The following is a 24,240-nucleotide window of genomic DNA, read 5'->3' as shown; positions in this document are numbered from 1 at the left end:
TCGATCCCCTGACGATAGGGAGGACTGGCGAACCCTCTCGCTAGCCTCTGGTGGCTGCTTGCCCTGATCCATGGGTTTCTTTGATCGGCTGAGTCGTCTGGTTCGCGCGAACGCCAATGCTGCGGTCAGCAGCATGGAAGACCCCACCAAGATTCTCGATCAGTCGGTGGCTGATATGCAGTCTGATCTGGTGAAGCTGCGCCAGGCGGTTGCTATGGCCATTGCCAGCCAGAAGCGTCTGCGCAATCAGGCCGACCAGGCCGAGACCCAGTCACGCACTTGGTATGAGCGGGCTGAACTGGCTTTGAAGAAGAACGAGGAGGATCTGGCCAGGGAAGCCCTGACTCGCCGCAAGACCTTCCAGGAAACCGCTACTTCCCTCAGCACCCAGGTGCAGGCGCAGGAAGCTCAGGTGGAGACCCTCAAGAAGAGCCTTGTCGCTCTCGAGGGAAAGATCGCTGAGGCGCGAACGAAGAAGGACATGCTCAAGGCCCGAGCCCAGGCCGCTCAGGCGCAGCAGCAGCTTCAGAGCGCCGTTAATGGCATTGGGACCAATTCCGCCATGGCCGCTTTTGAGCGGATGGAGGACAAGGTTCAGTCCATGGAAGCCACCAGTCAGGCGGCGGCCGAGCTGGCCGGAGCAGATCTTGAAAGCCAGTTCGCTGCCCTGGAAGGTGGCAGCGATGTGGATGATGAACTGGCCTCCCTGCGGCAACAGCTTCAAGGTGGACCTGAGGCTGTTGCCCTTCCGCAGGCTGATGACAAAGTGCAGCCCGTGAAGGTCGCCGAGGTGGATCAGGATCTCGAGGAACTTCGGCGATCCATCGACAAGCTCTGAGCCCTCTCCAGTACCCCTCCCGTCCATAGGATCAAACGTCCTTCGTCGTCTTGCTGTGTCTGCTGCTGTTTCCGACTTCACCGATGCCGGTTTTGATCAGGACGTCCTGAAGGCATCCGGAACAGTTCTGGTGGATTTCTGGGCGCCTTGGTGTGGTCCCTGCCGGTTGATGGTTCCTCTGATGGACTGGGCGGCCGAAACCTATGCAGGGCGTCTGCAGGTGGGAAAGCTTGAAGTGGATGGCAATCCCGCAACCCGCGATGCTTACCAGGTGCAGGGAATCCCAACGTTGATCCTCTTCCGCGATGGTGCGGAGATCGGTCGTCACGAGGGGGCCATCGCCCGTCCTCAGTTGCAGGCTTTCCTGGATGCTCACCTCTGAACGCCTGGCCCGGCTGGGCAGTGGTGTTTTCGACCGGAATGATCGCCGCAAAGCGCAGTACTGCTCAGGGACTCGTCATCCCCAGCAGCCGCTGATTGATCTTTCGCTCGGGTCAACCGATCTGGCTCCACCTGCGGAGGTGATCGCGGCCATGGCTGGTGCGCTTCAAGATCCCATCAGTTCGTCGTACTGCCTGCATGCCGGAACCGAAGCGTTCCGCCATGCAGCAGCCGCTTGGTGTGAGCGTCGCTTCGATGTGGCGGTTGATGCCGAAACCGAAGTTCTGTTGTTGGTGGGTTCTCAAGAGGGGACCGCCCATCTACCGATGGCCGTTTTGGATCCTGGAGAGAGCGCCTTGATCCTTGATCCTTCCTATCCGTCCCATCGCGGCGGTCTCGAACTGGCGGATGCCGCAATCCACACGCTGCCGCTTCAAGCCGAGAATGGATGGGCTCCAGATTTTTCCACTCTCACGACGGAGCAGTGGAGGCAATTGCGCCTGATGGTTCTGGGGTTTCCCCACAATCCCACCGCATGTACAGGAGATCAGGCTTGGCTCGATGAAGCGATGGCGCACTGCCATCGCCATGATCTCGTTCTGGCCCATGACAACCCTTACGTTGATTTGGCTCTGCAGGGAGAGGCCCCCGCTCTCCTGCGCTGTCCCCAATGGAAAGAGCGGGGAATTGAGTTCTTTTCCCTGTCCAAGGGCTGGTGCCTGGGGGGATTCCGTCTGGCCTTTGCCGTGGGGGCTGCACCCCTGATCAGCGCCCTCCGTCAACTCAAGGGCGTGGTGGATTTCAACCAGTGCCGGGCCCTGCAACAGGGAGCAGTGCTGGCGCTGGATCGCTTCGCCGATTGGCCAGGATCGCTGCGCCCTGTCTATCGGGATCGCCGGGATCGCATGCTGCGCGCCCTGGCGAGGATCGGCTGGTCGGTGCCCCAGCCCTCCATGGCCCTGTATCTGTGGATGCCTCTGCCGCCTTGGGCCCGCTCCCGGGGCTGGAGTGATGAACAGCTGGCCGCTGAAGTGCTCGAGCATTGCGGTGTGGCGCTCACTCCCGGCTCTGGATTTGGAGCAGCTGGAGCAGGATGGTTGCGACTGGCTTTGGTGCGCCCTTCTGAAGACCTCGAGTCGGCTGTGGACCGGCTTGCACCCTGGTGGGCACTGCAGAGCTGATGCCCTCGGTTGCCAGGGGAGGCGCTCGGCTCCTCAGGGATCTGCGCCGTTGCGGCGACTCGCACTGGAGACTGCGGCAATTGCAGGTTTGCACCAGTACGGAAATCGAGCTGGTGCGTTGGCTGGAGTGCCAAGCGTGGAGCGGTGATCAACCGCGTGCTGTGGTCGCGTCCCATCAGACCCAGAGTCATGGCCAGCATGGGCGTGTGTGGTTGGCACCGCGGGGAGGTGTCTGGCTCAGTGCGGCCCTGCCTTGGCCGCATCCGATCAGGGCCACGGGGTTGTTCGGTTTGGTTGTGGCCCTGGCGCTGACGGAACAGCTCGAATCCCAAGGTGTGCCGGTGCGGATTAAATGGCCGAACGACCTGTTGGTCCATTCCAGGAAACTGGCAGGAATCCTGCCCACGTTGGTGTTCCGCGGCAGCCAGGTTCGGCTAGCCCGCGTCGGAGTCGGACTCAATGTGTGCAATGCCGTTCCCTCCGGAGCCGTCGCGCTCAAACAGCTCCTGCCAGCCGGTCGCTGCCGGCTGCAGTGTTGGCAAGGCGCTGTTCTTCAGGCCTTGGACCGGTCGATGGATCTGGCCCGTGACCCTGCTGTTGTGGTGCGAGAAGCAGAGCGTCGGCTCTGGAGTGACCGGGTGCGCGACCCCAAGAGTGGGGAGGATTGGCAGGTTCGAGGGCTCGGGCTGGATGGACGCTTGCTGCTCAGTCAGGGCACCCAGACCTGCAGCTGGACCCGATGGGGTGACAGCAACGGCGGGAGTGTCTAAGGTCTCGCACGATGAGATCGCCTGGATCCGTTGGCACTTCGCTGGCTTGCTGCACCGATCCTTCTGACGCTGCCGCTGGCACCGGATGTTGAAACGCCAGTCGCTCCTCCGCTGACGTTTGATCACTCCCTCGACTCGCTGGAGCAAAATCGAGTCATTACGCGCCAAGAACGACTCCAGATCGAATCAGGCGGCGGAGGTGTCGCTCGCCCCATCGATGTCCCAGCGTTTCAGCAGGCTTGCCGTACGGGAGCCCTTTCGAAGCAGGAATGCCGCGAGGGTGTCGCTGTGCCTGGTCGTGATCGACGCCGTGGTGCCCGTGTGGTGCTGAACGGACGGGATGGACGCTTCACTGGTTTGGGACGGCGGAGTGCAGATGGTCGCCCGCTTCCGCCCATCTCCGTTCCGGTGTCCGCGCTTCTGGCCGGCTCAACAGGCGGCTTCCGCCTTGAATCGGTGTTTGCGGTGTCTCCCCGTCCGGCTTCGATCCCTGGAAACGGCAACCGCAAGCCCCTGTTCCCCATCCTTGGATCGGCCATAACCACCAGTGAGTTCGGCTGGCGCATGCATCCCATCGTGGGGCAATGGTTGATGCACGCAGGCAAGGATTTTGCTGCTCCAGAAGGAACGCCGGTTGTGGCAGCTCTGTCGGGAACCGTTCTGAGCAGTGGCCTTGCTGGTGGTTATGGCATCGCCGTTGAGCTCGACCATGGTGATCCTCCTCGGCGGACGCTGTACGGACACCTCTCCGAGATTTATGTGAAAGCGGGCCAGACCGTGCGTCAGGGAGAGGTGATCGGGCGTGTCGGCAGCACGGGTCTCAGCACAGGACCCCACCTTCACTTCGAGCTGCGTCGCCCTGATGGTGACGGTTGGGTCGCCACGGATCCTGGCGATCTTGATCTCAATCCACTCACTGCATCGGATACCGATGCGGTCTCTCTGCTGGTTGGGCAGCTGATGAACAGTCTCGAACGGCCTGAAGCCCCAGCCTCAGGAGCCTGATGCGGGCGTCTCCTCTCTGAGGATGAACCCGACCCCTCGCACGGTGTGAATCAGGGTGGGTTGATCTTTTGACTCCACCTTCTGTCTCAGATAGCGGATGTAGACATCCAGCAGGTTGTCGTCTCCATAGAAGTTTTCTCCCCAGACCCCGCGCATGATTTCGGCGCGCTCCAACACCTTGCCCTTGCCGCGCATCAGGAAATTCAGCAGCTCGTATTCCTTCACAGAGAGCTGAATCACCCGTTCACCCCGGGATACATCCCTGGTGATGGTGTTCATGCTGAGGTTCCCCACAGTCATGGTTTCCGGTTGTGGTCCGTCTCCATTGACGGCTGCAAACGTGTTGGCGCGGCGCTGCATGGCCCGCAACCTGGCCATCAGTTCTTCGATGGAAAAGGGCTTGATTAAGTAGTCATCCACGCCTGCATCCAAGGCGGTGACCCGATCGGAGATGTCGTCATGCCCGGTGAGCATGAGAATCGGGGTTGTGACACCACTGGTTCGAATTCTTTGGCAGATATCAATGCCACTGAAATCAGGCAAATTCCAATCCAAAACAATCAGATCAGGGCCAGGTGTTTCTCGGGCATGGAAAAGACCTGAGGCTCCATCAGCGGCCACAACCACCTCATAACCTTCCACCTCCAGTTCCATCTTGAGAAGATCCGTTAATCGGACCTCGTCATCCACAAGAAGGATGCGGATGGATGGAGCGGCAGAAGCTCCCATGCGAACCATTCCTGATACCTCCACACCTTAATCAGGGGTGTTTTGAAGGACCTGTTTTCGTTTTTGGACTCTCCCAGCGTTCCACCTGCCCATCGCGGAAATGCGCCACACGCTCTGCGCGGGCTGCCACATCGTCTTCGTGGGTGACCAGAACCACGGTGATGCCTTGGCTGTGCAGGCTGTCAAACAGGTTGAGAACGTCGTCTGTTGTGCGTGAATCGAGTGCTCCTGTCGGCTCATCGGCGAGCAGAAGCGCGGGTTGATTGATGATGGCCCGTGCAATGGCCACGCGCTGCTGCTGGCCTCCAGACAGTTGATTCGGTCTGTTCTCGAGGCGATCCCCCAAGCCAACCCTCTCTAGGGCTGCACGGGCGCGATCTCGCCGCTGGTTCACATCAATTCCGGCGTAGATCATCGGCAGCATCACGTTCTCCATGGCCGTGGCATGGGGAAGCAAGTGAAACTGCTGGAACACGAACCCCAGTTCCTGGTTGCGTAGATCGGCGAGCGCATCATCATCGAGCTGCTCGACCGCATGGCCATTGAGAAGGTACGAACCGCTGGTGGGGCGATCCAAGCAGCCAAGGATGTTCATGGCGGTGCTCTTGCCGGATCCGCTGGCCCCCATCACGGCGAGGTAGTCCCCTTGCAACACCGTGAGATCAAGCCCATCCAAGGCTCGTACCTGGGTGTCTCCGGAGCCATACACCTTGTCGACCGCTCTCAATTCAGCAACCGGCCGACGTTCGGGTGGGATGGTGTCAGCCAAGGGGAGATCTGCTCACACTGGCGATCGCCTCCTGCAGCAGAGGCGTGCCTGCCACCGCATCACTGGCCCACTGGAAGAGGGGATTGGAGAGAATTCCGCCCACTGCGGTCACGACCACACAGGTCACGAGGGCGACCCTCAGGGGGGGGAGCCCAAGCGTTGACCATTGAACAGGGGGGTAGGCCTTGACGACGTCTGAAGCCTCTTGGGGCTCCTTCACCACCATCATCTTGATCACACCGATGTAGTAATAAATCGAGATCACTGACGTGATCAAACCGACGACCACGAGCACGTACTGGTGATCTGCCCAGCCTGCGAAGAAGAGGTAGATCTTGCCGAAAAAGCCGAGCATCGGGGGAATGCCCCCAAGGGAGAGCAGGCAGAGACTGAGCCCGAGCGTGATCAGTGGATCTTTCTGGTAGAGCCCCGCGTAATCAGCGATCCGATCGCTTCCTGTGCGGATCGAGAACAGGATGATGCAGGCGAAGGCGCCCAGGTTCATGAATAGATAGGCCGCTGTGTAGAGAACCATGGCTGCGAAGCCATCCTCGGTTCCGCACACCAGCCCAATCATCACGAATCCGGCTTGACCGATGGAGCTGTACGCCAGCATCCGCTTCATCGAGGTCTGGGCCAGTGCCACCACATTGCCCAGGGTCATGCTCAGCACGGCCAGCACGGTGAATAGCAACTTCCACTGGGTGTCGAAGCTGCCGAAACATCCCACGAGAAGTCGCAGGGCAAGGGCGAAACCAGCAGCCTTCGAGCCCACGGAGAGGAAGGCGACCACAGGGGTCGGCGAGCCTTCGTAGACATCAGGTGTCCACTGGTGGAACGGAACGGCAGCGATCTTGAAGGCCACGGTGGCCAGGACAAACACCAGCGCGAGGGCGGCCAGCGGGGTGGGACTGGTGAGGAGTGCCTGACCGATCGCTTCAAGGCTTGTGGATCCGCTGAGGCCGTAGAGCAGGGAGGAGCCGTAAAGGAAGACTGCGGCCGCGGCTGATCCCACCAGCAGATATTTCAGAGCGGCCTCGGAGCTGCGAGCGTCGCGCTTCATGTACCCCGACAGGAGATAGCTCGCGACGGACAGGGTTTCCAGTGATACGAACACGCTCACCAGATCGGTGGCTCCGCAGAGGAGCATCCCGCCCAGGGTTGCGGCGAGCAGGATCGCCGCATATTCACCAACGGGGCTTCCGCTCTGTTCGGCGTACCGCCAGCTGATCATCAGCGACAGCAGGGTGGAAAGCGCCACAACAGCCCTGAAGGCGATCGCGAGGTGGTCAGGCAGGAAAGCTCCGAGGAAAGAGGTTTCCAGGGGGGCATTCCACTGAAGCGCCAGCAGCACAAGCGCTGTCCCCAGGCCCGCATAACAGATCGGAGGAACCCAGCGCGTGGAGATCTTCTCGCCGGCCAGATCCACCAGAAGGGTGGCCAGCATGGCGAGCAGAACAGCACCTTCCGGTGCGACAGCACTCGCATTCAGCGAGAGGTTGAGCAGCTCCCCAGGAGCTGCCAATGCCGTGGTGGACAGAAGCAGAGCACCCATCTCGGGCATGGTGCGCGCAGGGCAGAGCAATAGGGGGGACTGTAGCGGCGTTGCCGATCAGGCTTGAGATGAACGGTGAATTCGCTGCAGCCGGAGCGGCGGTGCGATAAAGAAGGGGACGGTTATCTGCCCGCCTGTGGCGCACACCCTGGTCATTGTTGAGAGCCCTACGAAGGCCCGCACCATCCGTGGATTCCTGCCCAAGGCCTTCCGCGTGGAGGCCTCTATGGGCCATGTCCGTGACCTCCCGAACAACGCCAGCGAGATTCCAGCGGCTCATAAAGGGCAGAAATGGGCCAATCTTGGTGTGAACACCGAAGCCGACTTCGAGCCGCTGTACGTGGTGCCGAAGGACAAGAAGAAGGTGGTCAAAGAGCTCAAAGATGCGCTCAAAGGGGCTGATCAGCTCCTGTTGGCGACGGATGAAGATCGCGAAGGAGAAAGCATCAGCTGGCACCTCCTGCAGCTGCTGGCCCCCAAGATCCCCGTCAAGAGGATGGTCTTTCACGAGATCACGAAGGAGGCGATCGGGCGGGCTCTCGATCAGACCCGGGAGCTTGATATGGAGCTCGTGCATGCCCAGGAAACCCGCCGAATCCTTGATCGATTGGTGGGCTACACCCTCTCCCCACTGTTGTGGAAGAAGGTGGCCTGGGGGTTGTCAGCGGGCCGGGTTCAGTCGGTGGCTGTGCGTTTGCTGGTGCAGCGGGAACGGGCTCGAAGGGCCTTCCGAAGTGGTAGTTACTGGGATCTCAAGGCCGCTTTGGAGAAAGCTGGCACGCGCTTTGAAGCCAAGCTCACCCATCTCGAAGGGCAACGCATTGCCACTGGCAATGATTTCGATGAGAGCACCGGTGGCCTGAAAGAGGGCAGCAAGGTGCGTCTCCTCAGCGAGGAAGAAGCACGCAAGCTGTCCGCCGCTGTCGAGTCCGCGGACTGGAGCGTGACGGCCGTGGAGGAGAAACCCACGGTGCGTCGCCCAGTGCCGCCCTTCACCACCAGCACGCTTCAGCAGGAATCAAACCGGAAGTTGCGGCTGTCGGCACGGGAGACCATGCGCTGCGCTCAGGGGCTGTATGAGCGGGGCTTCATCACCTACATGCGTACGGATTCGGTGCACCTGTCGGATCAGGCCATCAGCGCAGCACGCAGCTGTGTGGAATCCCGCTACGGCAAGGAGTACCTCAGCAAGTCGGTGCGTCAGTTCAGTACCAAGTCCCGCAACGCTCAGGAAGCCCATGAGGCGATCCGCCCCGCCGGCGAGAGTTTCCGGGCTCCCCAAGACACTGGTCTGGACGGGAGGGATCTGGCCCTTTACGAGTTGATCTGGAAGCGCACCGTGGCCAGTCAGATGGCTGAGGCTCGTTTGACCATGCTCTCCGTGGATCTCAGCGCTGCAGATGCCGTGTTCAGAGCCAGTGGCAAGCGCATCGATTTTCCAGGGTTCTTCCGGGCCTACGTGGAGGGCAGTGATGATCCTGATGCAGCCCTGGAAGGCCAGGAAGTGCTGCTGCCCTCGCTGAGCGTTGGTGACGCACCGTCACTGAAGGACGTTGAAGCCCTCGGACACCAGACCCAGCCACCGGCGCGGTTCAGCGAAGCGTCCCTGGTGAAGATGCTGGAGAAGGAAGGCATCGGTAGGCCCTCCACCTATGCCTCGATCATCGGCACGATCGTGGACCGTGGTTACGCCACGCTTCTGAACAACTCCCTGACCCCCAGTTTCACAGCCTTTGCTGTGACATCGCTCCTCGAGGAGCATTTCCCTGATCTGGTGGATCCGGGGTTCACGGCCCGGATGGAGAACACACTCGATGAGATCTCCCATGGGACCGTGCAGTGGCTTCCCTACCTCGAAGGGTTTTACAAAGGCGACAAAGGGCTTGAATCCCAGGTTCACCAACGCGAAGGAGATATCGATCCCGGTGCCTCCCGCACCATTGATCTCGAAGGCCTGCCTTGTGTGGTGCGGATCGGACGTTTCGGTGCCTATCTGGAGTCGAAACGCGTTGGGGAGGATGGCGAGGAGGAGTTGATCAAGGCCACCCTGCCGAGGGAAATCACTCCCGCGGATCTGGATCGCGATCAGGCGGAGTTGATCCTCAAGCAGAAGGCTGATGGGCCCGAAGCTTTGGGTGAAGATCCCGAAACTGGCGACCTGGTGTACCTGCTCTTTGGGCAATACGGCCCTTACGTGCAGCGCGGACAGGTGAGCGATGAGAACCCCAAGCCCAAGCGTGCCTCGTTGCCCAAGGGTGTGAAACCTGAGGATCTCAGCCTTGACGATGCGCTTGGATTGCTGCGCCTGCCGCGTCTGCTGGGTGAGCATCCCGATGGCGGCAAAGTTCAGGCTGGTCTCGGTCGTTTCGGCCCCTACGTGGTGTGGGACAAGGGCAAGGGAGAGAAGGACTACCGATCGCTGAAAGGGGATGACGATGTGCTGGCGGTTGGCCTGACCCGGGCCATGGAATTGCTGGCGATGCCCAAGCGTGGGCGGGGTGGCCGCACTGCCCTGAAGGACTTGGGGAAACCCGAGGGCAGCGAGGAGACGATTCAGGTGTACGACGGTCCTTACGGCCTCTACGTGAAGCAGGGCAAGGTCAATGCATCGCTTCCCGAGGGCAAGGGCGCTGAGGACATCACCCTGGAGGAAGCGGTGGAGCTGCTGGCTGCGAAGGCCTCAACGAAAAAATCCAGCAGTCGCAAGTCCGCTGCCGCCAAAAAACCGGCGGCGAAGAAACCTGCCGCCAAAAAACCAGCGGCCAAACCAGCTGCGAAAAAGCCACCGGCCACCACCAAGTCGGGACGCCTTCGGGCCAGTGCGGTGCGGGTGATCCGGCCTGGTGATTCCTGATGTCCCGGAGGCTGCTTCCTGGTGTTCTGCTGGCTTTGATGCTCCTGCAGGCCTGTGACGGCACGCCGTTCGGCCAACGGCTGTCAGATAGTTTTGACAGCCCAACGACCCAGTCCTCATCAGAGGAGGCAGCGCAGTCTGTTCAGGACAAGGCGGAGCCAGTGGAGAAGGCGCCAGTCGAAAAAGATGCAGTGAAGAAGGATTCAGTGAAGGCTGAGGCGACAAAGACCGAGGGAGTGGAGACCGAAACCAAAGAGACCGAGACCGGCGAGCCCAAGGCTGATCTCCCTCGCACCATGAGCGGCCGCACCCTGCCGTATCGCATCACCATCCGCCTGTCGTCGGCGGATCCAGCGGCACCGGCCGAGGGGGTCACCGATGCTCTGCGCAAGGCCGGAATTGGCTTTGAAGTGGAAACCATCGAGAAAATCTCCACGCCGCAGTCGTCGGCGTCGATGGATCAACAACCGACTCCGTCGCCCTGATGCCTCCAGCCCTCAGCCACCGACAGGCTCTGCGCATGATGGAGTGTTCGTACCTGGCCGCCGCCGCCGCTCTGATCTGGCTCGCGCTCTACTACCTCCCGGTGGGTGGCTCACTCTTTCGATTGGCTCTTCCCCTTCCCCTTGCCTTGCTGACGGTGCGTCGGGGGAGCCGGGCGGGCCTTGAGGGGCTGGCCGTGTCGATCCTCTTGCTGATGGCCTTGATGGGGCCGGTGCGGGGACCCTTGATGCTCTTTCCCTACGGCTTGCTGTCGCTCTGGCTGGGCTGGTGCTGGCAGCATCGGCAGAGCTGGTGGATCAGTTGGGGCTTCGGCCTGGTGATCGGAGCCGCAGGGTTTTTGGTGAGGGTCGTGGCCCTCTCGTTGCTGGTGGGTGAGAACCTCTGGGTGGTGATCACCCGAGCTGGCGCCGGACTGCTCGATCGCTTGCTTGAGCTGCTTCAGCTTCCGCTCGCGCCGGATCTGCTTCTGGTGCAGGTCATGGCCCTCGTGCTGGTTGTGATTCAGCAGCTGATCTACGTGCTGGCCCTCCATGCCTTGGCCTATTGGATCTTCCCCCGGCTGCAGGCGCCAGTTCCTGAGCCTCCGCGTCTTCTGCATGGTCTGGTTGCCCTCGATCCCCTCTGATCTCGATCTCCCATCCGGCTGTCGCCAGCTGACAGGGACGTCTCCGGGAGCCGGAGGGACCTCTCTGCTCAACCGCTGGCAATCCCCTGAGTTGTCCACCCCGGATTGTTTGCTGGTGCTCGCCTCCACGCGCTCTGCCGAGGTTCAGGGCATCTCCGCCGCCGGATGCACGGCAGCAGCCCGTCGCACCACGGCCCTCGCGGATGCTGAGTTGCTGATTCATGGCCCTGGCGTGCCTCCCCGCTGGCCGCTGCCCCCTCTGCCTGCAGGCGTGTCACCGGCGCTGATCAGCAGGGTCGTCGCCGAAACGATCCCACTCAATCTTCAGGTGGCAGCCCTTGGGCTGCCGATCGAGCCTCCTTTCCCCCATCTGCGTTTCGAAGCCCCGTCCCTTGGTCCTGCGCACTGCCTCAGCGGTGGTGCAGCGATGGATCTCGAGCGGGCCGGCCAGCTGATCCAACGGGGGAAACGGCTGGGCCGCCGCCTGCGCAGGCCGTTGGTTCTCGCGGAATGCGTGCCCGGGGGGACCACGACGGCGTTGGCTGTGCTCACGGGCCTTGGTCTTCCCGTGGCCCAACTTGTGAGTGGTAGTGCACTGCATCCACCGATGGAGCTCAAGCAGGCGCTTGTCGCTGAGGGGCTGTCTGGGATTCAGCCCGTCCCGACGGATCCGGAGGTGCTGCTGGCGGCGGTCGGTGATCCGTTTCAGGCCCTGGCGATGGGGGTTCTGCTGGGGGCGGTGGAGTCGGATCAGCCGATTCTTTTGGCCGGAGGCAGCCAGATGGTGGCGGTGCTGGCTCTTGCACTAGCTGCGCTCCCGCCCGTCCATCGGCAGCCCCTCTGCAACAGGGTGATGTTGGGAACCACGGCATGGCTGGCGGCCGAATCGCTGGAATCAGCGATCGGTCCCTCATCCCTCGAAGCCCTGCTACTTCGTCTTGAACACCACTTCGGCGTGGCCTTGGAGGCATATGCAGCGGGGTTGCGCTTCTCCAACAGTCGCCATCAACAACTGCGTGACTTTGAATCCGGTCATGTGAAGGAAGGGGTGGGCGCCGGTGGTCTGGCCCTGCTGGCCGCCTTGCGTGGTGTGGACCATGGAACCCTGCTGCAGGGATGTGACGACGCGATGGATCGGTTGCTGCAGGCCACGGGCCTGCGCCCGCCCGCCCCGTAGGTTCGGGTCATGAAGGCTGCCACTTCCTCCCTGCCACTCCTGCGCCGTAGGACGCTGTTGCAGATCGGTGCTCTCGGTGTGGCGGCCGGGCTGGCGGGGTGTGCTCAGGGGGTGATCAGGCCAACGCTCCGTGCCCCTGGAGACATCCTGCCTTCGCTGTGGCGTCGCCAGCTCCCGGCTCCTTGGCGGTTTGAACCCCTCAGCGGATCGACGCCGTTCCAGACCCCCTGGCCCAAGCCCACGGATCTCCTGGCTCTGGCGGATGGCTGGTTGGCGTCTCTGACTCCAGATCAGCTCCAGTCAGTGGCCGCTCCTGCGCTGACAGACAGGCTTGGAGCGCTCGGGCAGCGTTTTCTCACGGAGGCTCCGTCGGCTTGGAGTTCCAAACTTCTCCCCGTGGGCTTCAGTCCCTATGTGTTGCTGTTTCGCCGGGAGGGCCGTGTAAGGCCGGCGGCGGATGCGGGCTGGATGACCTTGTTGGACCCTGCCCTCAAGGGCAAGGTGCTGCTGCCGTCCAGCCCGCGCCTGCTGATGTCCTTGGCGGATCACATGGACGCTCCGGATGGGCTCAGTCGTCTCAGGCAGGCAGCCATCAGCTTTGATGATCGCTACGGCCTCAATTGGCTCCTGCAGGGCGACGCCCGTGTGGCCGTGCTGCCCCTCCAGCGCTGCATGCAGGCTCTGAAGCGGGATCCGCGGCTCACCGCCGTGTTGCCAGAGAGTGGAGCTCCTCTGCATTGGACGCTGCTGGCCCGTCCAGCGGAGACGGCCGAACCCCTGCCTCAGGCCTGGGTTTCCGAGGCCTGGAAACCTCCATTGCTCGCGCGCCTCCTGGCTCAGGGCTGGATTCCGCCCCTTCCTCGGGAGGAGCTTCGGGACGCAAGCGGTCGAGTCCCAACCGATCTGCGCGCTCTCGTGCTTCCTTCCCAGGAGGTCTTGATGCGCAGCTGGACCCTCTATCCAGCTCCTGAAGATGAGGTTCGCCGTCTGCAGCAGCAATGGAGGTCGTCAGCCCCATAGGCGCCGCTTTGGCGCTGCGGCAAGCCTGCGGTGGGTGTCATCCAGCAGATCGGGGATCGGCAAGTGATTGGGACAGCGGGGCAGGCAGTCCCCGCAGTGTGCGCAGGCATCGGCATTCACCGTTTCCCACCAGTGCCCCGCCCGTCCGATCAGGTTGTATCGCTCTTGTGCGAATTCCTGGAGATCGTGGCCGAGGGCCAGGTTGCGCAAGCGCAGCAGCTCGGGAATTGGCACTTCGTTGGGACAGGGCAGGCAGGCACGGCATTGGCCGCAGAACTCCGATCCCAACCGTTCGCGTCTCAGCGCTTCTAGGCGGGCAAGAACCTTCGTTTCCTGCTCCTCCAAGGGGCCGTCTTGATTGGCCAGGGCAGTGGCCAGGCTCAAGTCGGAGGGTGTCTCCGCTCCCACCGTGAGTGTGCTCACCCCTGCGGCCAGCAGAAAGCGGTAAGCCAGCGCCAGGGGAGCAAAGGGAGTGCAGTCGCTCACCAGTTGATTGCTTGGTGCCTGCAGCCGACCGCCCTTGTCCGCCGGGGAAATGGCGAGCACACCCATCCGCTGGCCCAAAGCGTCTTCAGCCAAGGAGATGCGCTGCTGATCCAGCAAGTGCAGGTGAAGGCCGCAAAACCGGAAGCGGCCGCTGTGGATCGCCTGCTGGATCAGTGCATTGGATCCATGACTGGTGAAGCCCACCTGTCCGACCCTGCCACTGGTCAGCGCCCAGTCGATCAGCTTTGCTCCATCACCGATCAGGGCCCAGTGGAGATGCTCCTCCCGGTTGATGCCGTGGATCGCCAGGTTCTCGAGCCTGGGGCGATCCAGGCGTTCCAGGCTGGCATCAAGAGCGCGACGGGCCTGGTCCAGGGGCTGGCCAGGCAACAGTTTGCTGGTGATGACCCAGTGGCCTTCCGCAGGAACGCTTCCCTCCTGATCCAGCTGCCTCAGCGCTTGTCCCAGAAAGGTTTCCGCCGGACCATAGGCCGGTGCAGTTTCCACATGGTTGATACCCGCGTCGCGGGCGCTGTGCAGCACGGACAGCATCTGGCCCCGTGATTGCAGCGCTCGCATGGTGCCGAGGGTGAAGAGGCTCACAGCTGGGCCATCGCCGAAGGCGCGCCGCCTTGTCATTGGCGCGGCTGCCTTGCTCAAACGTCCGGTGCGTCTTTCGGTGTGTCGTTGGGATCCGCCGAGTCCCGGCTTTCCAGGTGACGCACCAGCGCGGCGGGGCTGACTTGATCCAGAAAACGGCGGAATTCATCTTTTTCCTCCGCGTCGGCTTCGGCATCCACTGCGATTGAAGCCTCAGCGACCACCTCCTCCAGCATCCAGATGCTGCTGCCGGTGCGGATCGCCAGGGCGATGGCGTCACTCGGGCGGGCATCGATCTCTGCGAGGCACTCCTCCTCTGCGTCCGACTCGCTCGCATCCCGCGCAGCGGATGGATCCTCGTCCTGATCGTGCCGGAGCCTCAGCACAGCACGGAATGTGCTGTCTTCAATGGCATGAATGATCACCCGCTCAAGCTGCAGGCCTCCTGCCTCGAGCAGGGCCGCCATGAGGTCATGGCTGAGGGGGCGGGGCTGGGGTGTTCCGTTCAGGCCGGCCATGATGTTGTGGGCTTGGGCCTGATCGATCCAGATCGGTACCTGACGACGTCGCGACGGGTCGCGCAGCAGCACGATCGGACTTCTGCTGCTGGCATCGAGGGCGATGCCAGCCACACTCATCTCCACCACGGACGGCTCCGCCGCTGTATCGATTATGACCAGAGATGAGGGCACTGAATGGAACCGATGTTCACGGGGTTGGTGCAAGCGGTCGGACGGGTGGAACGCCGGGGCACGGGACTGCTCGTTGAGGGCTGTGCTCCGTTTGCACCGCTTCAGCTCGGCGACAGCGTTGCCGTCGATGGTGTTTGTCTCACCGTGGCGTCGCTAGTGGGTGATGGTTTCCTCGCCGATGTGAGCGAGGAAACATTGCAAAGGACGTCACTGGGTCGCAAGGCTTCCAGGGGGGGGGCTGTGAACCTCGAGCCCGCTCTTCGACTTTCGGACCGACTCGGAGGTCATCTCGTGAGTGGTCATGTGGATGGAACGGGCGAGGTGGTCTCCATTGAGGCGCTTCCCCAGTCCTGGACGGTGGAACTGCGCTGGAAGGATTCCCATTTCGGTCGCTACATCTGCGATAAGGCCAGCGTTGCCGTCAACGGCATCAGCCTCACCGTGGCCGGAAGCCGTGATCAGGGCACACGCTTCTGGGTTGCGGTGATTCCCCACACCTGGTCGGTCACTGCACTCAGGGATCTTGCGGTCGGAGACGACGTCAATCTTGAGATCGATCTGTTGGCGCGCTACACCGAACGGCTTCTCGCTGCCGCTGATGGAGGCCAGTCCTCCGGGGAGCTCAGCGCTGACTGGCTCTCTGCCCATGGCTGGGGCTGAGATTCGATCACAAATCCTGGCAAGAATCGTTCGACCTCAATACCTTGCGGAAGTTGTTCCTACTGAACCTTTCATGAGCTCTGAGGACCGCTCCGGTTCCCTTGGAACCTTCAAGACCTTTGCCATTGCCGAGGGAATCCTTCTGATCGTTCTCGGCATTCTTGCCCTGGTGTTTCCTGTGATCGCTTCGGTTTGGACCACCGTGGTGATTGCTGTGCTGTTCCTGGTCGGCGGCCTGGTGGGTTGGATCAGCAACCTGGCCCGTTCCGGACGGATGGGCCGCTGGATTTGTTTCTGGCGTCTTGTGGTGTCAACCCTGTTCCTCGTGGCCGGCGCTTCGATGATCAGCAACTTTGGTGATACCGCTGATGCTCTTCAGCAGGTCGCTGCCTTCGCTCTGGCGATCGGCATTGTCTTCCTGGTGGAGGGTGTGGTGGCCTTCTTCAGCGGGCTGGCCCATGCCAAGCGTCCTGGAGCTGGCTGGGCCATCGCCAATGGCGTGATCACCTTCATCCTTGGGCTGTTGATCGTCACCTTGAAGTTCTGGGGATTGCTCTGGGTTCTCGGCACCCTGGTGGGAATCAGCTTCCTCTTCAGCGGTCTTGAGCTGATTGTGTTCAGCAGCTCCATGCACGACGAGCAGGATCCGCCGGCTGCAGCCTGATTCAGGCTTGATCGAGCCCAAGCGCTGACGGCACAAACAGCAAGGAACCGGCAGATTCAACCTTGTCTGCCGGTTTTTTTAGTCTTCGACGTTGTGCTGTGGGCTGTCTGAATCAGCCATTGGATTCAGGGCGATCGTGCCGGTGTCTTTGTTGAGTTCAATCCTGAATTCCTGACCCGGCGTGAGTCCCAAACGGCGTGTGTAGGCATGGCCAATCAACAGGTTGCCATTGCCGTGCACCCGCGTACGGAACTCGGCTTGCCGGCCACGCGCTCCGCCTGGGTTGGGTGAATTGGAAGGAAGTTTGTAGCCTTTGGCTTCAACGAGTGCGCGATAGAAGCTTTTGCGCAGAACGCGGCCACTTGGACCGACATAGCCGCATCCCCGTGCAATCTCATCTTCGGGCCGGTTGCTAAGAGCCCGGGCCTTCGATAGCAATTCGTCTCCAACCAGCATCTCAATTGAGAGAGACAAATCAATTCTGGCTTCAGACAGCCCTGAGGGCAAGGAATCAACCTGAAATCGGTTCCAGTTGTGCGGCTGAGGCTTCGTTAGATGAGGTAGAGAATGACGAAGAGAATCACCCAGATGCCATCGACGAAATGCCAGTAGAGCTCTGCGGCTTCGAGGGGAAAATGATTGCTGGCGCTAACTCTCCCTGAGGGCGTGCGGCACTGCCACCAGACAATCAGAATCATCAGGGTCCCAAGCGTCACATGCAGGCCGTGAAATCCAGTGAGGGCGTAGAACGTGCTCGCGTAGAGATTGTCGGCGAGTCCGAAGGGCAGCGTGAAGTACTCCACCATCTGGCTGACGAGAAAGGCCAAGCCGAGCACCGCTGTTCCCAGGAGCCACACACGGCAGCGTTCGTTGAGCCCCTTGCGCAGATTCACCCCTGCGCGGTGAAAGGTTGCACTGCTCACCAAAAGCAGAATGGTGTTGAGGGTGGGTAGGGGCAATTCCAGCTCGTAGATGGCACCCGGCATCAGGGGGTTGACGGCCTTGAACGTGAGGTAAGCGGCGAAGAAGCCAGCAAACGTCATGGCGTCGGCCACAAGAAATGTGGCGAGCCCGAACATGCGATGGTCGGGATGCTCCGCCTCGTGATGTTCGATCTGCTCTTGGATCTGGTCCTGAGGGCTGAGGGATGTCATTGGCCATTTCTCCAGAGATCACTGCCACTCACGGAACGAAGATCGATCTCACCGTCCGGAGTGCCATAGGCATAGGGATTACTGACAAGCGGTGGCTCTCCTTTCCAGTTCTCCACCGGTGGCGGAGAGGTGGTGAGCCATTCGGGTGTGAGGGCATTCCAAGGGTTGTCGCCGGCAATGGCGCCCTGGCTTGCGCTGGCGATCACATTCCAGAGAAAAGGGAGTGTGCTGATGGCCATCAAGAGGGCACCCACACTGCTGAACTGGTTAATGAGCTGGAATTGCGGGTCGTATTCCGCCACCCGTCGTGGCATTCCGTTCAGACCGAGCCAGTGTTGCGGTGCGAAGCAAAGGTTGAATCCAATAAAGGTGAGCAGGAAGTGAAACCTGCCGAGATGTTCATTCATCAGCCGCCCCGTCACCTTCGGGTACCAGTGGTAGATCGACGCAAAAATCACAAACACCGATCCGCCGTAGACGATGTAGTGGAAATGAGCAACTACAAAGTAGGTGTCGTGGACATGCACATCGAAAGGAACCTGGGCTAGTGCCACCCCAGTGATGCCGCCGAGCACGAAATTGACGATGAAGCCACAGGAAAACAGGACGGCGCTGTTGAGGCTGATCTTTCCTCCCCAGAGGGTGGCCAACCAGTTGAAGAATTTGATTCCTGTGGGAACGGCGATGAATGCTGTGGCGATCGTGAAAAACAGACGCATCCAGGGAGGTGTACCGCTGGTGAACATGTGGTGGGCCCAGACCACTAAACCCAAGACCACAATCGCCATGATCGAATACACCATGGTGGTGTAGCCGAACAAAGGCTTTCGGCAATGGATCGGGAGAATTTCACTCACTAGTCCAAAGGCCGGAAGCACCATGATGTAGACCGCTGGGTGGGAATAAAACCAGAACAAGTGTTGATACACGACAACATTGCCACCCAAACCTGGATTGAAAAATCCGGTATGAGCCACGATGTCGAAGCTGAGCATGATCAATGTCCCAGCTAAAACAGGTGTCGACAACACCACCAAAATGCTGGTTCCCAACATGGCCCAGCAATACATCGGTAATTGCATCAACTTCAGGCCTGGTCGGCGTAATTTCAGAATTGTGGCAATGAAATTGATGCCTCCGAAGATGGAGCTTCCTCCCAGCAACAGCACACTCAGAATCCAGATGATCTGACCACTCGCTGGTGTTGTCAGGCTGAGCGGTGGGTAGGCCGTCCAGCCCGACTGAGCTGCCCCTGTGATGAAATAACTGCTGATCAGAAGTAAACCGGCTGGAGGAATCAGCCAGAAAGCTACGGCGTTGAGGCGGGGGAACGCCATGTCACGGGCTCCCACATAAAAGGGAATCAGATAGTTCCCAAACGCACCATTAACCACTGGGACAATCCAGAGAAAGATCATCACCGTGCCATGCAAAGTGAGGACCTGGTTGTAAACATCTCGAGGCATGAAATCCGAGATGGGGCTAACCAGCTCCGTGCGGATCGCGCCTGCTAGCGCTCCTCCGATTAGATAGAACGCAAACCCGCAGACCATGTATTGCAGTCCGATCACCTTGTGGTCAACGCTGAAGCTCAGATAGCGCAACCAGCCTGTTGGCTGAAGGGATTGAGGGGCGGGTGGTGATTGCTGGGGAACGGTGAGTGTCATGCCTCTTGCACAGGAGATTTGCGGTTCGCCTGAAGCCAGGCATTGAAATCGTCGGCGTTATCCACCACAACGGTTGAGCGCATGCCTCCGTGGTACGGGCCACAGAGCTCGGCGCAGACGATGGGGTAACGCCCCGGTCGGGTCGGGGTGAAATCCAACAGGGTGGGTTGTCCGGGGATCACGTCTTGTTTGAGACGGAACTCAGGAACCCAGAACGCATGAATGACATCTTTTGCTTCCATGCGCAGGCTGACGGGGCGACCGGCCTGAACGTGAAGTTCTCCAGACATGATGTCGCCGTCAGGGTAATGAAACAGAAATGCGAATTGCATGGCTGTGACTTCAACCGGCAATGGTTGCAACGGCGATGCTGAAGAAGTTGTAGAGATTTCCGACGATCCGATGCCTCCCCAGATGCGTTGTTCGGTTTGCATCGCTGTTCCATGGTCACCATGACTGAGAGGAGCCATCCCTCCCATTCGTTCGTAAATGTCGTAACTAAAAAGACCGACAAAGAGAACCACGATCGCCGGAACAGCAGTCCAGAACACTTCCAATGGGAGATTTCCTTCCAGGGCCAGGCCATCTCCGAGTTGGCCCGGGCGACGGCGGAACCGCACAAGGCTGAAGATGATCAGGCCGACAATGCCGAGAAACAGGATTGTTCCGATGCTGAAAAGAACACGGAACAGCTCGTCATAAATGGGTGCATTGGCACTGGCGTCAACGGGCAGAAGATTGATGTTCTGGCCGATCCACAGCCCCCCGAGGACGAGGAGCATCCCCAGCACCAGAGTGACGATCGCTGAGGGGATCTGCACGATGACCTCATCACAAGCATCTTCAGACTATGGAGCTCCGCGTCATTCACCACGGGGTGATTGTTAAAAACGCCTGAAATTCCTTCGTTTTGACTTGCCTGATCCGGCTCATGTCAGCGAAATCGCATTAATCAGGAGACTTCATGTTGCACTCCTGCATAGAGCGTGTCGTTCTGAATCAGATCGCTACGTTTTGGACATGACTGGTTCTTCTGGGGGTCAGCGTTGACTGCATCGTCGTTGGATTCGATTCGTCTCCGCCTCGCTCAGCTGGCCGCGCATCTTGTGGTGGCGCTCGTGGCTCTGGTGGTCATTGGCGGCGCCACCCGGGTGATGGAGGCTGGTCTGGCCTGCCCAGACTGGCCGCTTTGTTACGGGACTTTCCTTCCCGGCCGGCAGATGAATCTGCAGGTTTTTCTGGAATGGTTCCACCGGCTTGACGCCTTCGTGGTGGGCGTTGCCCTGCTGGTGCAGCTCGCGGTCGTGTGGTGGTACCGACGCACGCTGCCGACCTGGCTGCTTCCTGTCAGCGGTCTACTGGTGTTGATGGTGGCTTTGCAGGGAGGCTTGGGGGCTCTCACCGTGCTTCAGCTGTTGCCTTCGGCTGTGGTGACCGCCCATCTGGCGTTGGCTCTGACCCTGGTGATGTCCGTGAGTGGTCTTACCCAGGTTTTGCTTAGCGGAACCACGGCCAGTCCTCCTCCTCGCTGGTGGCCCTGGCTTGGCGGCCTCAGCGTGATTGCCGTCTCCACGCAGAGCCTGCTGGGCGGTCGTATGGCGACCTCCTGGGCCGCCCAACGCTGTCTGGAGGCCGGCCAGGCCTGCCAATGGCTGCACTGGCATCGATCCTTCGCCACTCCAGTGGCGCTGACCGTTGGTCTTTTTGTTGTTGTCGCCCTGCTCTCCGGTGGCTGGCCCCGGCAGCAATGGCCGCTGTTGCTCACGGCTCTTTGTCTTGTGGCAGCCCAGGTCGCCCTCGGGGTGTCAACGCTGCGCATGGGCCTGTCCCAGCCGGTCTTGACCGTGGGCCATCAGCTCGTGGCCTGTCTTTTGGTGGCCGTGCTTTCAGCTCTCACCTGCCGTCGTCCTCCTTCGCCCTCGGCCCCCCGTCCTGTCGTTCTCGACTCATCAACTCTGGAGACTTGTCATGGCTAGTTCATCCGCCACAGCAGTCCCGCTCACCCGTGAGCAGGTTGTTCCATCGAGAAAACGCATCAAGCTTCCTGCTTGGTTGGAAGTCGCCAAACCTCGCCTGATTCCTCTTCTGCTGGCCACCACATTGGGTGGAATGGCGCTCACAGAAGGCTGGCCCCTTTCATCGCCTCGACTGGTTTGCACTCTTGGTGGGGGTGCCCTGGCGGCCGCTGCTGCTGGTGTGCTGAATTGTCTTTGGGAGCAAGAGCTCGACGGCCGCATGCAACGCACCAGCGGCCGGGCCCTGCCATCGGGTCGCTTGTCTCCCACTGCGGCGTTTGCTGGCGCAGTCTCCTGCGCCCTGGCGGCTGCAACTCTGCTGGTGAGTGGGGTGAATTGTCTGGCTGCTGGCCTGTCATTGCTTGGACTGTGCAGCTACGTGCTGCTCTACACCGCCCTCCTCAAGCCTCGGACCCCGCAAAACATCGTGATTGGAGGGGTAGCAGGGGCAATTCCTCCGTTGGTTGGTGCTGCGGCCGCCACCGGTCATGTTGGTCTCGGTGGCTGGTGGTTGTTCGCCTTGGTGATGGTGTGGACTCCTGCCCATTTCTGGGCTCTGGCCCTACTCCTGCGCGAGGATTACCGCGCTGTCGGCATTCCCATGCTGCCGGTGGTGAAGGGGCCAGTGGTGACGACACGGGCCATTCGTCGCTACGGCTGGGCGACGGTGATCATTAGCTTTCTGGGGGTTTGGGCCCTGCCGGAGGGGGGCCTGCTGTATGGCCTGCTTTTGCTTCCATTTAATGGAAGGCTGCTGCAGATGGTTGAACGGCTCGCCGATGAACCCGACAGCACTGAGCGCGCCAAAGGGCTCTTCCGCTGGTCGATTCTCTATCTCTTCGGGATCTGTTTGCTGCTGATCTTCAGCCGTCAGTCAGGCGCAGCATTGTTCGACCTCCAGCTGAGAGGCTGGATTGCCGCCTTCCCAAGCGGTTTCCCCGGCATCAGTGCCTAGATTTTGGCCCACGTGTTTCCTAAGACGGGATGTCACTGATTGAGCTGGATCATCTGGTGAAGTCCTACGGGATGGTTCCGGCTCTGACGGATCTCACGCTCGCGGTTCCTGAAGGCTGCCTTTACGGATTTCTTGGTCCTAATGGGGCTGGAAAAACCACCACGTTGCGAGTGCTCGCCACGCTGTTGTCACCCGACAGCGGACGGGTCATCGTGGCTGGTGTCGATGCATTGCAGAACCCCCGTCAGGTGCGTCAGATCCTGGGGTATGTCGCCCAGGAGGTGGCGATTGACAAAATCCTCACAGGTCGTGAACTGCTGGCTTTGCAGGGCGATCTCTATCACCTGCCCAGAACAGAGAGGAATCAGCGCATCGATGATCTGATTCGGCGTCTGTCGATGGAGGATTGGATCGACCGGCGCTGCGGAACCTATTCCGGTGGGATGCGGCGACGCTTGGATCTCGCCGCCGGCTTGCTGCACTCTCCCCGCCTTCTGGTGCTTGATGAGCCCACCGTCGGTCTTGATCTCGAGAGTCGCGCCGTGATCTGGGAGGTACTCCAGGACCTCAGAGATCAAGGCACAACCATCCTGCTCAGCAGTCATTACCTCGAGGAGGTGGAGGCCTTGGCCGAACGCATGGCGATCATCGACGCAGGACGTGTGATTGCTGAGGGGTCACCGGAGGAGCTCAAGTGCGCCCTTGGAGGTGATCGCGTCACTCTGCGCGTGCGGGAATTCAGTGACCAGGCCGAGGCAGAGAAGATTCGTGAGCTTCTGGATGCCGTTGAGGGTGTTCGCCGGATTGTGATCAATCGGGCCCAAGGGCATTCCCTCAATCTTGTGGTGGACGGAGATCATGTCCTCCCCCGTCTCAAGCAACGCCTGGGTGAAAGCGATCTGTCCGTTTTCTCTCTGGCTCAGAGCCGTCCGAGCCTGGATGATGTTTACCTTCAGGCCACCGGGCGCACCCTGATGGACGCTGAACTGGCGGTGGCTGGTCAGCGTGATCCGAAGCAGGAGCGTCGCCAGTCGATGCGTTGAAGCTTTTCGCGGTTGCTCTTTTTCGTTGTTCTGATCCATGACCAACTCCGTTCTCGATCTCTCCACCCCAAAGCAGAACCCACGCTCCGCTTTTTCGGAGCTGGCTCAGGAGACAGGTGCACTCACCCGCAGGCTGTTTGTTCAACTCCAGCGGCGACCGTCCACGCTGGTGGCGGGAATCCTGCAGCCATTGATCTGGCTGGTGCTTTTCGGTGCCTTGTTTTCCCGAGCTCCGGAAGGCCTTCTGCCTGGAGGAATGAGTTACGGGCGTTTCCTGGGTGCTGGCGTGATCGTGTTCACAGCGTTCAGCGGGGCTCTCAATGCCGGCTTGCCGGTGATGTTCGACCGGGAATTCGGGTTCCTCAATCGTCTGCTTGTGGCTCCGTTGCGCAGCCGTAGCTCCATCGTGCTCGCCTCCGTGATCTACATCACCACCTTGAGCCTTGTTCAGAGCCTGGCGATCATGGTGACCGCTTCCCTTCTCGGCTATGGCTGGCCAGGCGCTGCAGGCTTGCTGCTCGTCATGGTCACCCTTCTCTTGCTCGTGTTTGCCGTGACTGCCTTGAGTCTGGGTCTCGCCTTCGCGCTTCCCGGCCATATCGAGCTGATCGCCGTGATCTTCGTGGCGAACCTTCCCCTGTTGTTCGCGAGTACGGCCTTGGCTCCGCTCAGCTTTATGCCTCCCTGGTTGGGCTGGCTAGCAGCACTGAATCCCCTTACCTTCGCGATAGAGCCGATCCGCGCCGCTTATGCCGGTCCGTTGGATCTTTCTTCCGTTCTTCTGGAAGCTCCTTACGGCTCTGTGACCGGCACCACCTGTCTGCTTGTGCTCACTCTGCTGACGGCCGGCCTGTTTCTGCTCATTCGTCCCCTGCTCAATCGCAAGCTCGCCTGAT

The 24,240-nt window shown here is 60.7% G+C and carries 25 protein-coding genes; 16 read left to right on the top strand and 9 right to left on the bottom strand.

Annotation, left to right across the window (positions count from 1 at the left end; all coding sequences use genetic code 11):
* Positions 1–70: 70 nt before the first annotated feature.
* From SynPROS71_RS10165 to SynPROS71_RS10145, 5 genes are read left to right on the top strand one after another with little or no spacing between them, the layout of a single operon-like run.
* Positions 71–838, top strand: a complete 768-nt coding sequence (locus SynPROS71_RS10165) for a PspA/IM30 family protein (protein WP_186594885.1) — start codon at positions 71–73, stop codon at positions 836–838.
* 55 nt (positions 839–893) lie between these two features.
* Positions 894–1,220, top strand: a complete 327-nt coding sequence (trxA, locus tag SynPROS71_RS10160; RefSeq protein WP_186594884.1) for a thioredoxin — start codon at positions 894–896, stop codon at positions 1,218–1,220.
* Positions 1,207–2,400 carry an aminotransferase class I/II-fold pyridoxal phosphate-dependent enzyme gene (locus tag SynPROS71_RS10155; RefSeq protein WP_186594883.1) on the top strand — a complete coding sequence of 398 codons (1,194 nt, stop codon included), beginning with the start codon at positions 1,207–1,209 and terminating at the stop codon, positions 2,398–2,400. Before trxA ends, SynPROS71_RS10155 begins: the two co-directional genes overlap by 14 nt.
* The gene (locus SynPROS71_RS10150) at positions 2,400–3,170 is read left to right on the top strand and encodes a biotin--[acetyl-CoA-carboxylase] ligase (RefSeq protein ID WP_186594882.1); all 771 of its coding nucleotides are present in this window, start codon (positions 2,400–2,402) and stop codon (positions 3,168–3,170) included. The genes SynPROS71_RS10155 and SynPROS71_RS10150 overlap by 1 nt, the downstream gene beginning before the upstream one ends.
* 30 nt (positions 3,171–3,200) lie before the next feature.
* A complete protein-coding gene (locus SynPROS71_RS10145) occupies positions 3,201–4,175 on the top strand; it encodes a M23 family metallopeptidase (RefSeq protein ID WP_186594880.1) in 975 nt (324 codons plus the stop codon).
* Here the strand turns inward: SynPROS71_RS10145 and SynPROS71_RS10140 are convergent.
* From SynPROS71_RS10140 to SynPROS71_RS10130, 3 genes are read right to left on the bottom strand one after another with little or no spacing between them, the layout of a single operon-like run.
* Complete coding sequence (locus SynPROS71_RS10140; protein WP_186594878.1) at positions 4,164–4,904, bottom strand: response regulator transcription factor; 741 nt, start codon at positions 4,902–4,904, stop codon at positions 4,164–4,166. The genes SynPROS71_RS10145 and SynPROS71_RS10140 overlap by 12 nt on opposite strands.
* A gap of 31 nt (positions 4,905–4,935) precedes the next feature.
* On the bottom strand, positions 4,936–5,673 hold the full coding sequence (locus SynPROS71_RS10135) for an ABC transporter ATP-binding protein (protein ID WP_186594876.1): 738 nt from the start codon (positions 5,671–5,673) through the stop codon (positions 4,936–4,938).
* Positions 5,666–7,237, bottom strand: coding sequence for an NAD(P)H-quinone oxidoreductase subunit N (locus SynPROS71_RS10130; RefSeq protein ID WP_186594875.1), 1,572 nt, complete (start codon positions 7,235–7,237; stop codon positions 5,666–5,668). The genes SynPROS71_RS10135 and SynPROS71_RS10130 overlap by 8 nt, the downstream gene beginning before the upstream one ends.
* A gap of 127 nt (positions 7,238–7,364) precedes the next feature.
* Here SynPROS71_RS10130 and topA point away from each other — a divergent pair, with 127 nt between their 5' ends.
* From topA to SynPROS71_RS10105, 5 genes are read left to right on the top strand one after another with little or no spacing between them, the layout of a single operon-like run.
* The gene (gene topA, locus SynPROS71_RS10125; RefSeq protein ID WP_186594874.1) at positions 7,365–10,082 is read left to right on the top strand and encodes a type I DNA topoisomerase; all 2,718 of its coding nucleotides are present in this window, start codon (positions 7,365–7,367) and stop codon (positions 10,080–10,082) included.
* A complete protein-coding gene (locus tag SynPROS71_RS10120) occupies positions 10,082–10,567 on the top strand; it encodes a hypothetical protein (RefSeq protein ID WP_186594873.1) in 486 nt (161 codons plus the stop codon). Before topA ends, SynPROS71_RS10120 begins: the two co-directional genes overlap by 1 nt.
* Positions 10,567–11,211 (top strand): DUF2232 domain-containing protein, encoded by a 645-nt coding sequence (locus SynPROS71_RS10115; protein WP_186594872.1) that lies wholly within the window; start codon positions 10,567–10,569, stop codon positions 11,209–11,211. The genes SynPROS71_RS10120 and SynPROS71_RS10115 overlap by 1 nt, the downstream gene beginning before the upstream one ends.
* A complete protein-coding gene (locus SynPROS71_RS10110; protein WP_186594871.1) occupies positions 11,183–12,388 on the top strand; it encodes a nicotinate-nucleotide--dimethylbenzimidazole phosphoribosyltransferase in 1,206 nt (401 codons plus the stop codon). Before SynPROS71_RS10115 ends, SynPROS71_RS10110 begins: the two co-directional genes overlap by 29 nt.
* A gap of 9 nt (positions 12,389–12,397) precedes the next feature.
* Positions 12,398–13,408, top strand: coding sequence for an ABC transporter substrate-binding protein (locus tag SynPROS71_RS10105; protein ID WP_186594870.1), 1,011 nt, complete (start codon positions 12,398–12,400; stop codon positions 13,406–13,408).
* Here the strand turns inward: SynPROS71_RS10105 and SynPROS71_RS10100 are convergent.
* Together SynPROS71_RS10100 and SynPROS71_RS10095 are read right to left on the bottom strand one after the other, a co-directional pair.
* On the bottom strand, positions 13,397–14,533 hold the full coding sequence (locus SynPROS71_RS10100) for an aldo/keto reductase (protein ID WP_186594869.1): 1,137 nt from the start codon (positions 14,531–14,533) through the stop codon (positions 13,397–13,399). The two genes, SynPROS71_RS10105 and SynPROS71_RS10100, sit on opposite strands and share 12 nt — an antisense overlap.
* Before the next feature lie 17 nt (positions 14,534–14,550).
* Positions 14,551–15,141 (bottom strand): bifunctional nuclease family protein, encoded by a 591-nt coding sequence (locus SynPROS71_RS10095; RefSeq protein ID WP_186598040.1) that lies wholly within the window; start codon positions 15,139–15,141, stop codon positions 14,551–14,553.
* A gap of 57 nt (positions 15,142–15,198) precedes the next feature.
* Between SynPROS71_RS10095 and SynPROS71_RS10090 the strand changes: the two genes are divergently transcribed.
* Together SynPROS71_RS10090 and SynPROS71_RS10085 are read left to right on the top strand one after the other, a co-directional pair.
* The gene (locus SynPROS71_RS10090) at positions 15,199–15,846 is read left to right on the top strand and encodes a riboflavin synthase (protein WP_186598039.1); all 648 of its coding nucleotides are present in this window, start codon (positions 15,199–15,201) and stop codon (positions 15,844–15,846) included.
* Positions 15,847–15,919: 73 nt separating this feature from the next.
* A complete protein-coding gene (locus SynPROS71_RS10085; protein ID WP_186594868.1) occupies positions 15,920–16,510 on the top strand; it encodes an HdeD family acid-resistance protein in 591 nt (196 codons plus the stop codon).
* A 78-nt stretch (positions 16,511–16,588) separates the two neighbouring features.
* Here SynPROS71_RS10085 and SynPROS71_RS10080 read toward each other — a convergent pair whose 3' ends face one another.
* From SynPROS71_RS10080 to SynPROS71_RS10065, 4 genes are all read right to left on the bottom strand, one after another.
* Positions 16,589–16,966, bottom strand: coding sequence for an AbrB family transcriptional regulator (locus SynPROS71_RS10080; RefSeq protein ID WP_186594867.1), 378 nt, complete (start codon positions 16,964–16,966; stop codon positions 16,589–16,591).
* 95 nt (positions 16,967–17,061) lie between these two features.
* The gene (locus SynPROS71_RS10075; protein WP_186594866.1) at positions 17,062–17,664 is read right to left on the bottom strand and encodes a cytochrome c oxidase subunit 3; all 603 of its coding nucleotides are present in this window, start codon (positions 17,662–17,664) and stop codon (positions 17,062–17,064) included.
* A complete protein-coding gene (ctaD, locus tag SynPROS71_RS10070; protein WP_186594865.1) occupies positions 17,661–19,331 on the bottom strand; it encodes a cytochrome c oxidase subunit I in 1,671 nt (556 codons plus the stop codon). Before ctaD ends, SynPROS71_RS10075 begins: the two co-directional genes overlap by 4 nt.
* Positions 19,328–20,152, bottom strand: a complete 825-nt coding sequence (locus SynPROS71_RS10065; protein ID WP_186471648.1) for a cytochrome c oxidase subunit II — start codon at positions 20,150–20,152, stop codon at positions 19,328–19,330. Before SynPROS71_RS10065 ends, ctaD begins: the two co-directional genes overlap by 4 nt.
* A gap of 225 nt (positions 20,153–20,377) precedes the next feature.
* On the opposite strand from SynPROS71_RS10065, the gene SynPROS71_RS10060 reads away from it, so the two are divergent.
* Genes SynPROS71_RS10060 through SynPROS71_RS10045 form a run of 4 tightly spaced genes read left to right on the top strand, consistent with a single transcriptional unit; the run spans position 20,378 to position 24,239 of the window.
* Positions 20,378–21,307: a heme A synthase gene (locus SynPROS71_RS10060; protein WP_186594864.1), complete on the top strand. Its 930-nt coding sequence runs from the start codon at positions 20,378–20,380 to the stop codon at positions 21,305–21,307.
* Entirely contained in the window at positions 21,300–22,301 is a 1,002-nt protein-coding gene (locus SynPROS71_RS10055; RefSeq protein WP_186594862.1) for a heme o synthase, read from the top strand. Before SynPROS71_RS10060 ends, SynPROS71_RS10055 begins: the two co-directional genes overlap by 8 nt.
* Positions 22,302–22,330: 29 nt before the next feature.
* The gene (locus tag SynPROS71_RS10050) at positions 22,331–23,344 is read left to right on the top strand and encodes an ATP-binding cassette domain-containing protein (protein WP_186594861.1); all 1,014 of its coding nucleotides are present in this window, start codon (positions 22,331–22,333) and stop codon (positions 23,342–23,344) included.
* 37 nt (positions 23,345–23,381) lie between these two features.
* Positions 23,382–24,239 (top strand): ABC transporter permease, encoded by an 858-nt coding sequence (locus SynPROS71_RS10045; protein WP_186583169.1) that lies wholly within the window; start codon positions 23,382–23,384, stop codon positions 24,237–24,239.
* Position 24,240: the final 1 nt, after the last annotated feature.

The organism is Synechococcus sp. PROS-7-1 (genome assembly GCF_014279795.1).
In the GTDB taxonomy this organism is placed as follows: domain Bacteria; phylum Cyanobacteriota; class Cyanobacteriia; order PCC-6307; family Cyanobiaceae; genus Synechococcus_C.
Note: the sequence above shows the minus strand (reverse complement) of the source record. Positions and strands in the feature narration are given on the sequence as shown.

What these genes read in the sequence shown, in the direction of transcription:
- SynPROS71_RS10130 (WP_186594875.1), bottom strand. Translation starts at nt 7,237, where the DNA reads ATGCCCGAGATGGGTGCTCTGCTTCTGTCCACCACGGCATTGGCAGCT.
- SynPROS71_RS10085 (WP_186594868.1), top strand. Translation starts at nt 15,920, where the DNA reads ATGAGCTCTGAGGACCGCTCCGGTTCCCTTGGAACCTTCAAGACCTTT.
- SynPROS71_RS10115 (WP_186594872.1), top strand. Translation starts at nt 10,567, where the DNA reads ATGCCTCCAGCCCTCAGCCACCGACAGGCTCTGCGCATGATGGAGTGT.
- SynPROS71_RS10165 (WP_186594885.1), top strand. Translation starts at nt 71, where the DNA reads ATGGGTTTCTTTGATCGGCTGAGTCGTCTGGTTCGCGCGAACGCCAAT.
- SynPROS71_RS10110 (WP_186594871.1), top strand. Translation starts at nt 11,183, where the DNA reads ATGGTCTGGTTGCCCTCGATCCCCTCTGATCTCGATCTCCCATCCGGC.
- SynPROS71_RS10120 (WP_186594873.1), top strand. Translation starts at nt 10,082, where the DNA reads ATGTCCCGGAGGCTGCTTCCTGGTGTTCTGCTGGCTTTGATGCTCCTG.
- SynPROS71_RS10050 (WP_186594861.1), top strand. Translation starts at nt 22,331, where the DNA reads ATGTCACTGATTGAGCTGGATCATCTGGTGAAGTCCTACGGGATGGTT.
- SynPROS71_RS10100 (WP_186594869.1), bottom strand. Translation starts at nt 14,533, where the DNA reads ATGACAAGGCGGCGCGCCTTCGGCGATGGCCCAGCTGTGAGCCTCTTC.
- ctaD (WP_186594865.1), bottom strand. Translation starts at nt 19,331, where the DNA reads ATGACACTCACCGTTCCCCAGCAATCACCACCCGCCCCTCAATCCCTT.
- SynPROS71_RS10090 (WP_186598039.1), top strand. Translation starts at nt 15,199, where the DNA reads ATGTTCACGGGGTTGGTGCAAGCGGTCGGACGGGTGGAACGCCGGGGC.
- SynPROS71_RS10155 (WP_186594883.1), top strand. Translation starts at nt 1,207, where the DNA reads ATGCTCACCTCTGAACGCCTGGCCCGGCTGGGCAGTGGTGTTTTCGAC.
- SynPROS71_RS10045 (WP_186583169.1), top strand. Translation starts at nt 23,382, where the DNA reads ATGACCAACTCCGTTCTCGATCTCTCCACCCCAAAGCAGAACCCACGC.
- SynPROS71_RS10080 (WP_186594867.1), bottom strand. Translation starts at nt 16,966, where the DNA reads ATGCTGGTTGGAGACGAATTGCTATCGAAGGCCCGGGCTCTTAGCAAC.
- SynPROS71_RS10105 (WP_186594870.1), top strand. Translation starts at nt 12,398, where the DNA reads ATGAAGGCTGCCACTTCCTCCCTGCCACTCCTGCGCCGTAGGACGCTG.
- SynPROS71_RS10150 (WP_186594882.1), top strand. Translation starts at nt 2,400, where the DNA reads ATGCCCTCGGTTGCCAGGGGAGGCGCTCGGCTCCTCAGGGATCTGCGC.
- SynPROS71_RS10140 (WP_186594878.1), bottom strand. Translation starts at nt 4,904, where the DNA reads ATGGGAGCTTCTGCCGCTCCATCCATCCGCATCCTTCTTGTGGATGAC.
- SynPROS71_RS10075 (WP_186594866.1), bottom strand. Translation starts at nt 17,664, where the DNA reads ATGACATCCCTCAGCCCTCAGGACCAGATCCAAGAGCAGATCGAACAT.
- SynPROS71_RS10055 (WP_186594862.1), top strand. Translation starts at nt 21,300, where the DNA reads ATGGCTAGTTCATCCGCCACAGCAGTCCCGCTCACCCGTGAGCAGGTT.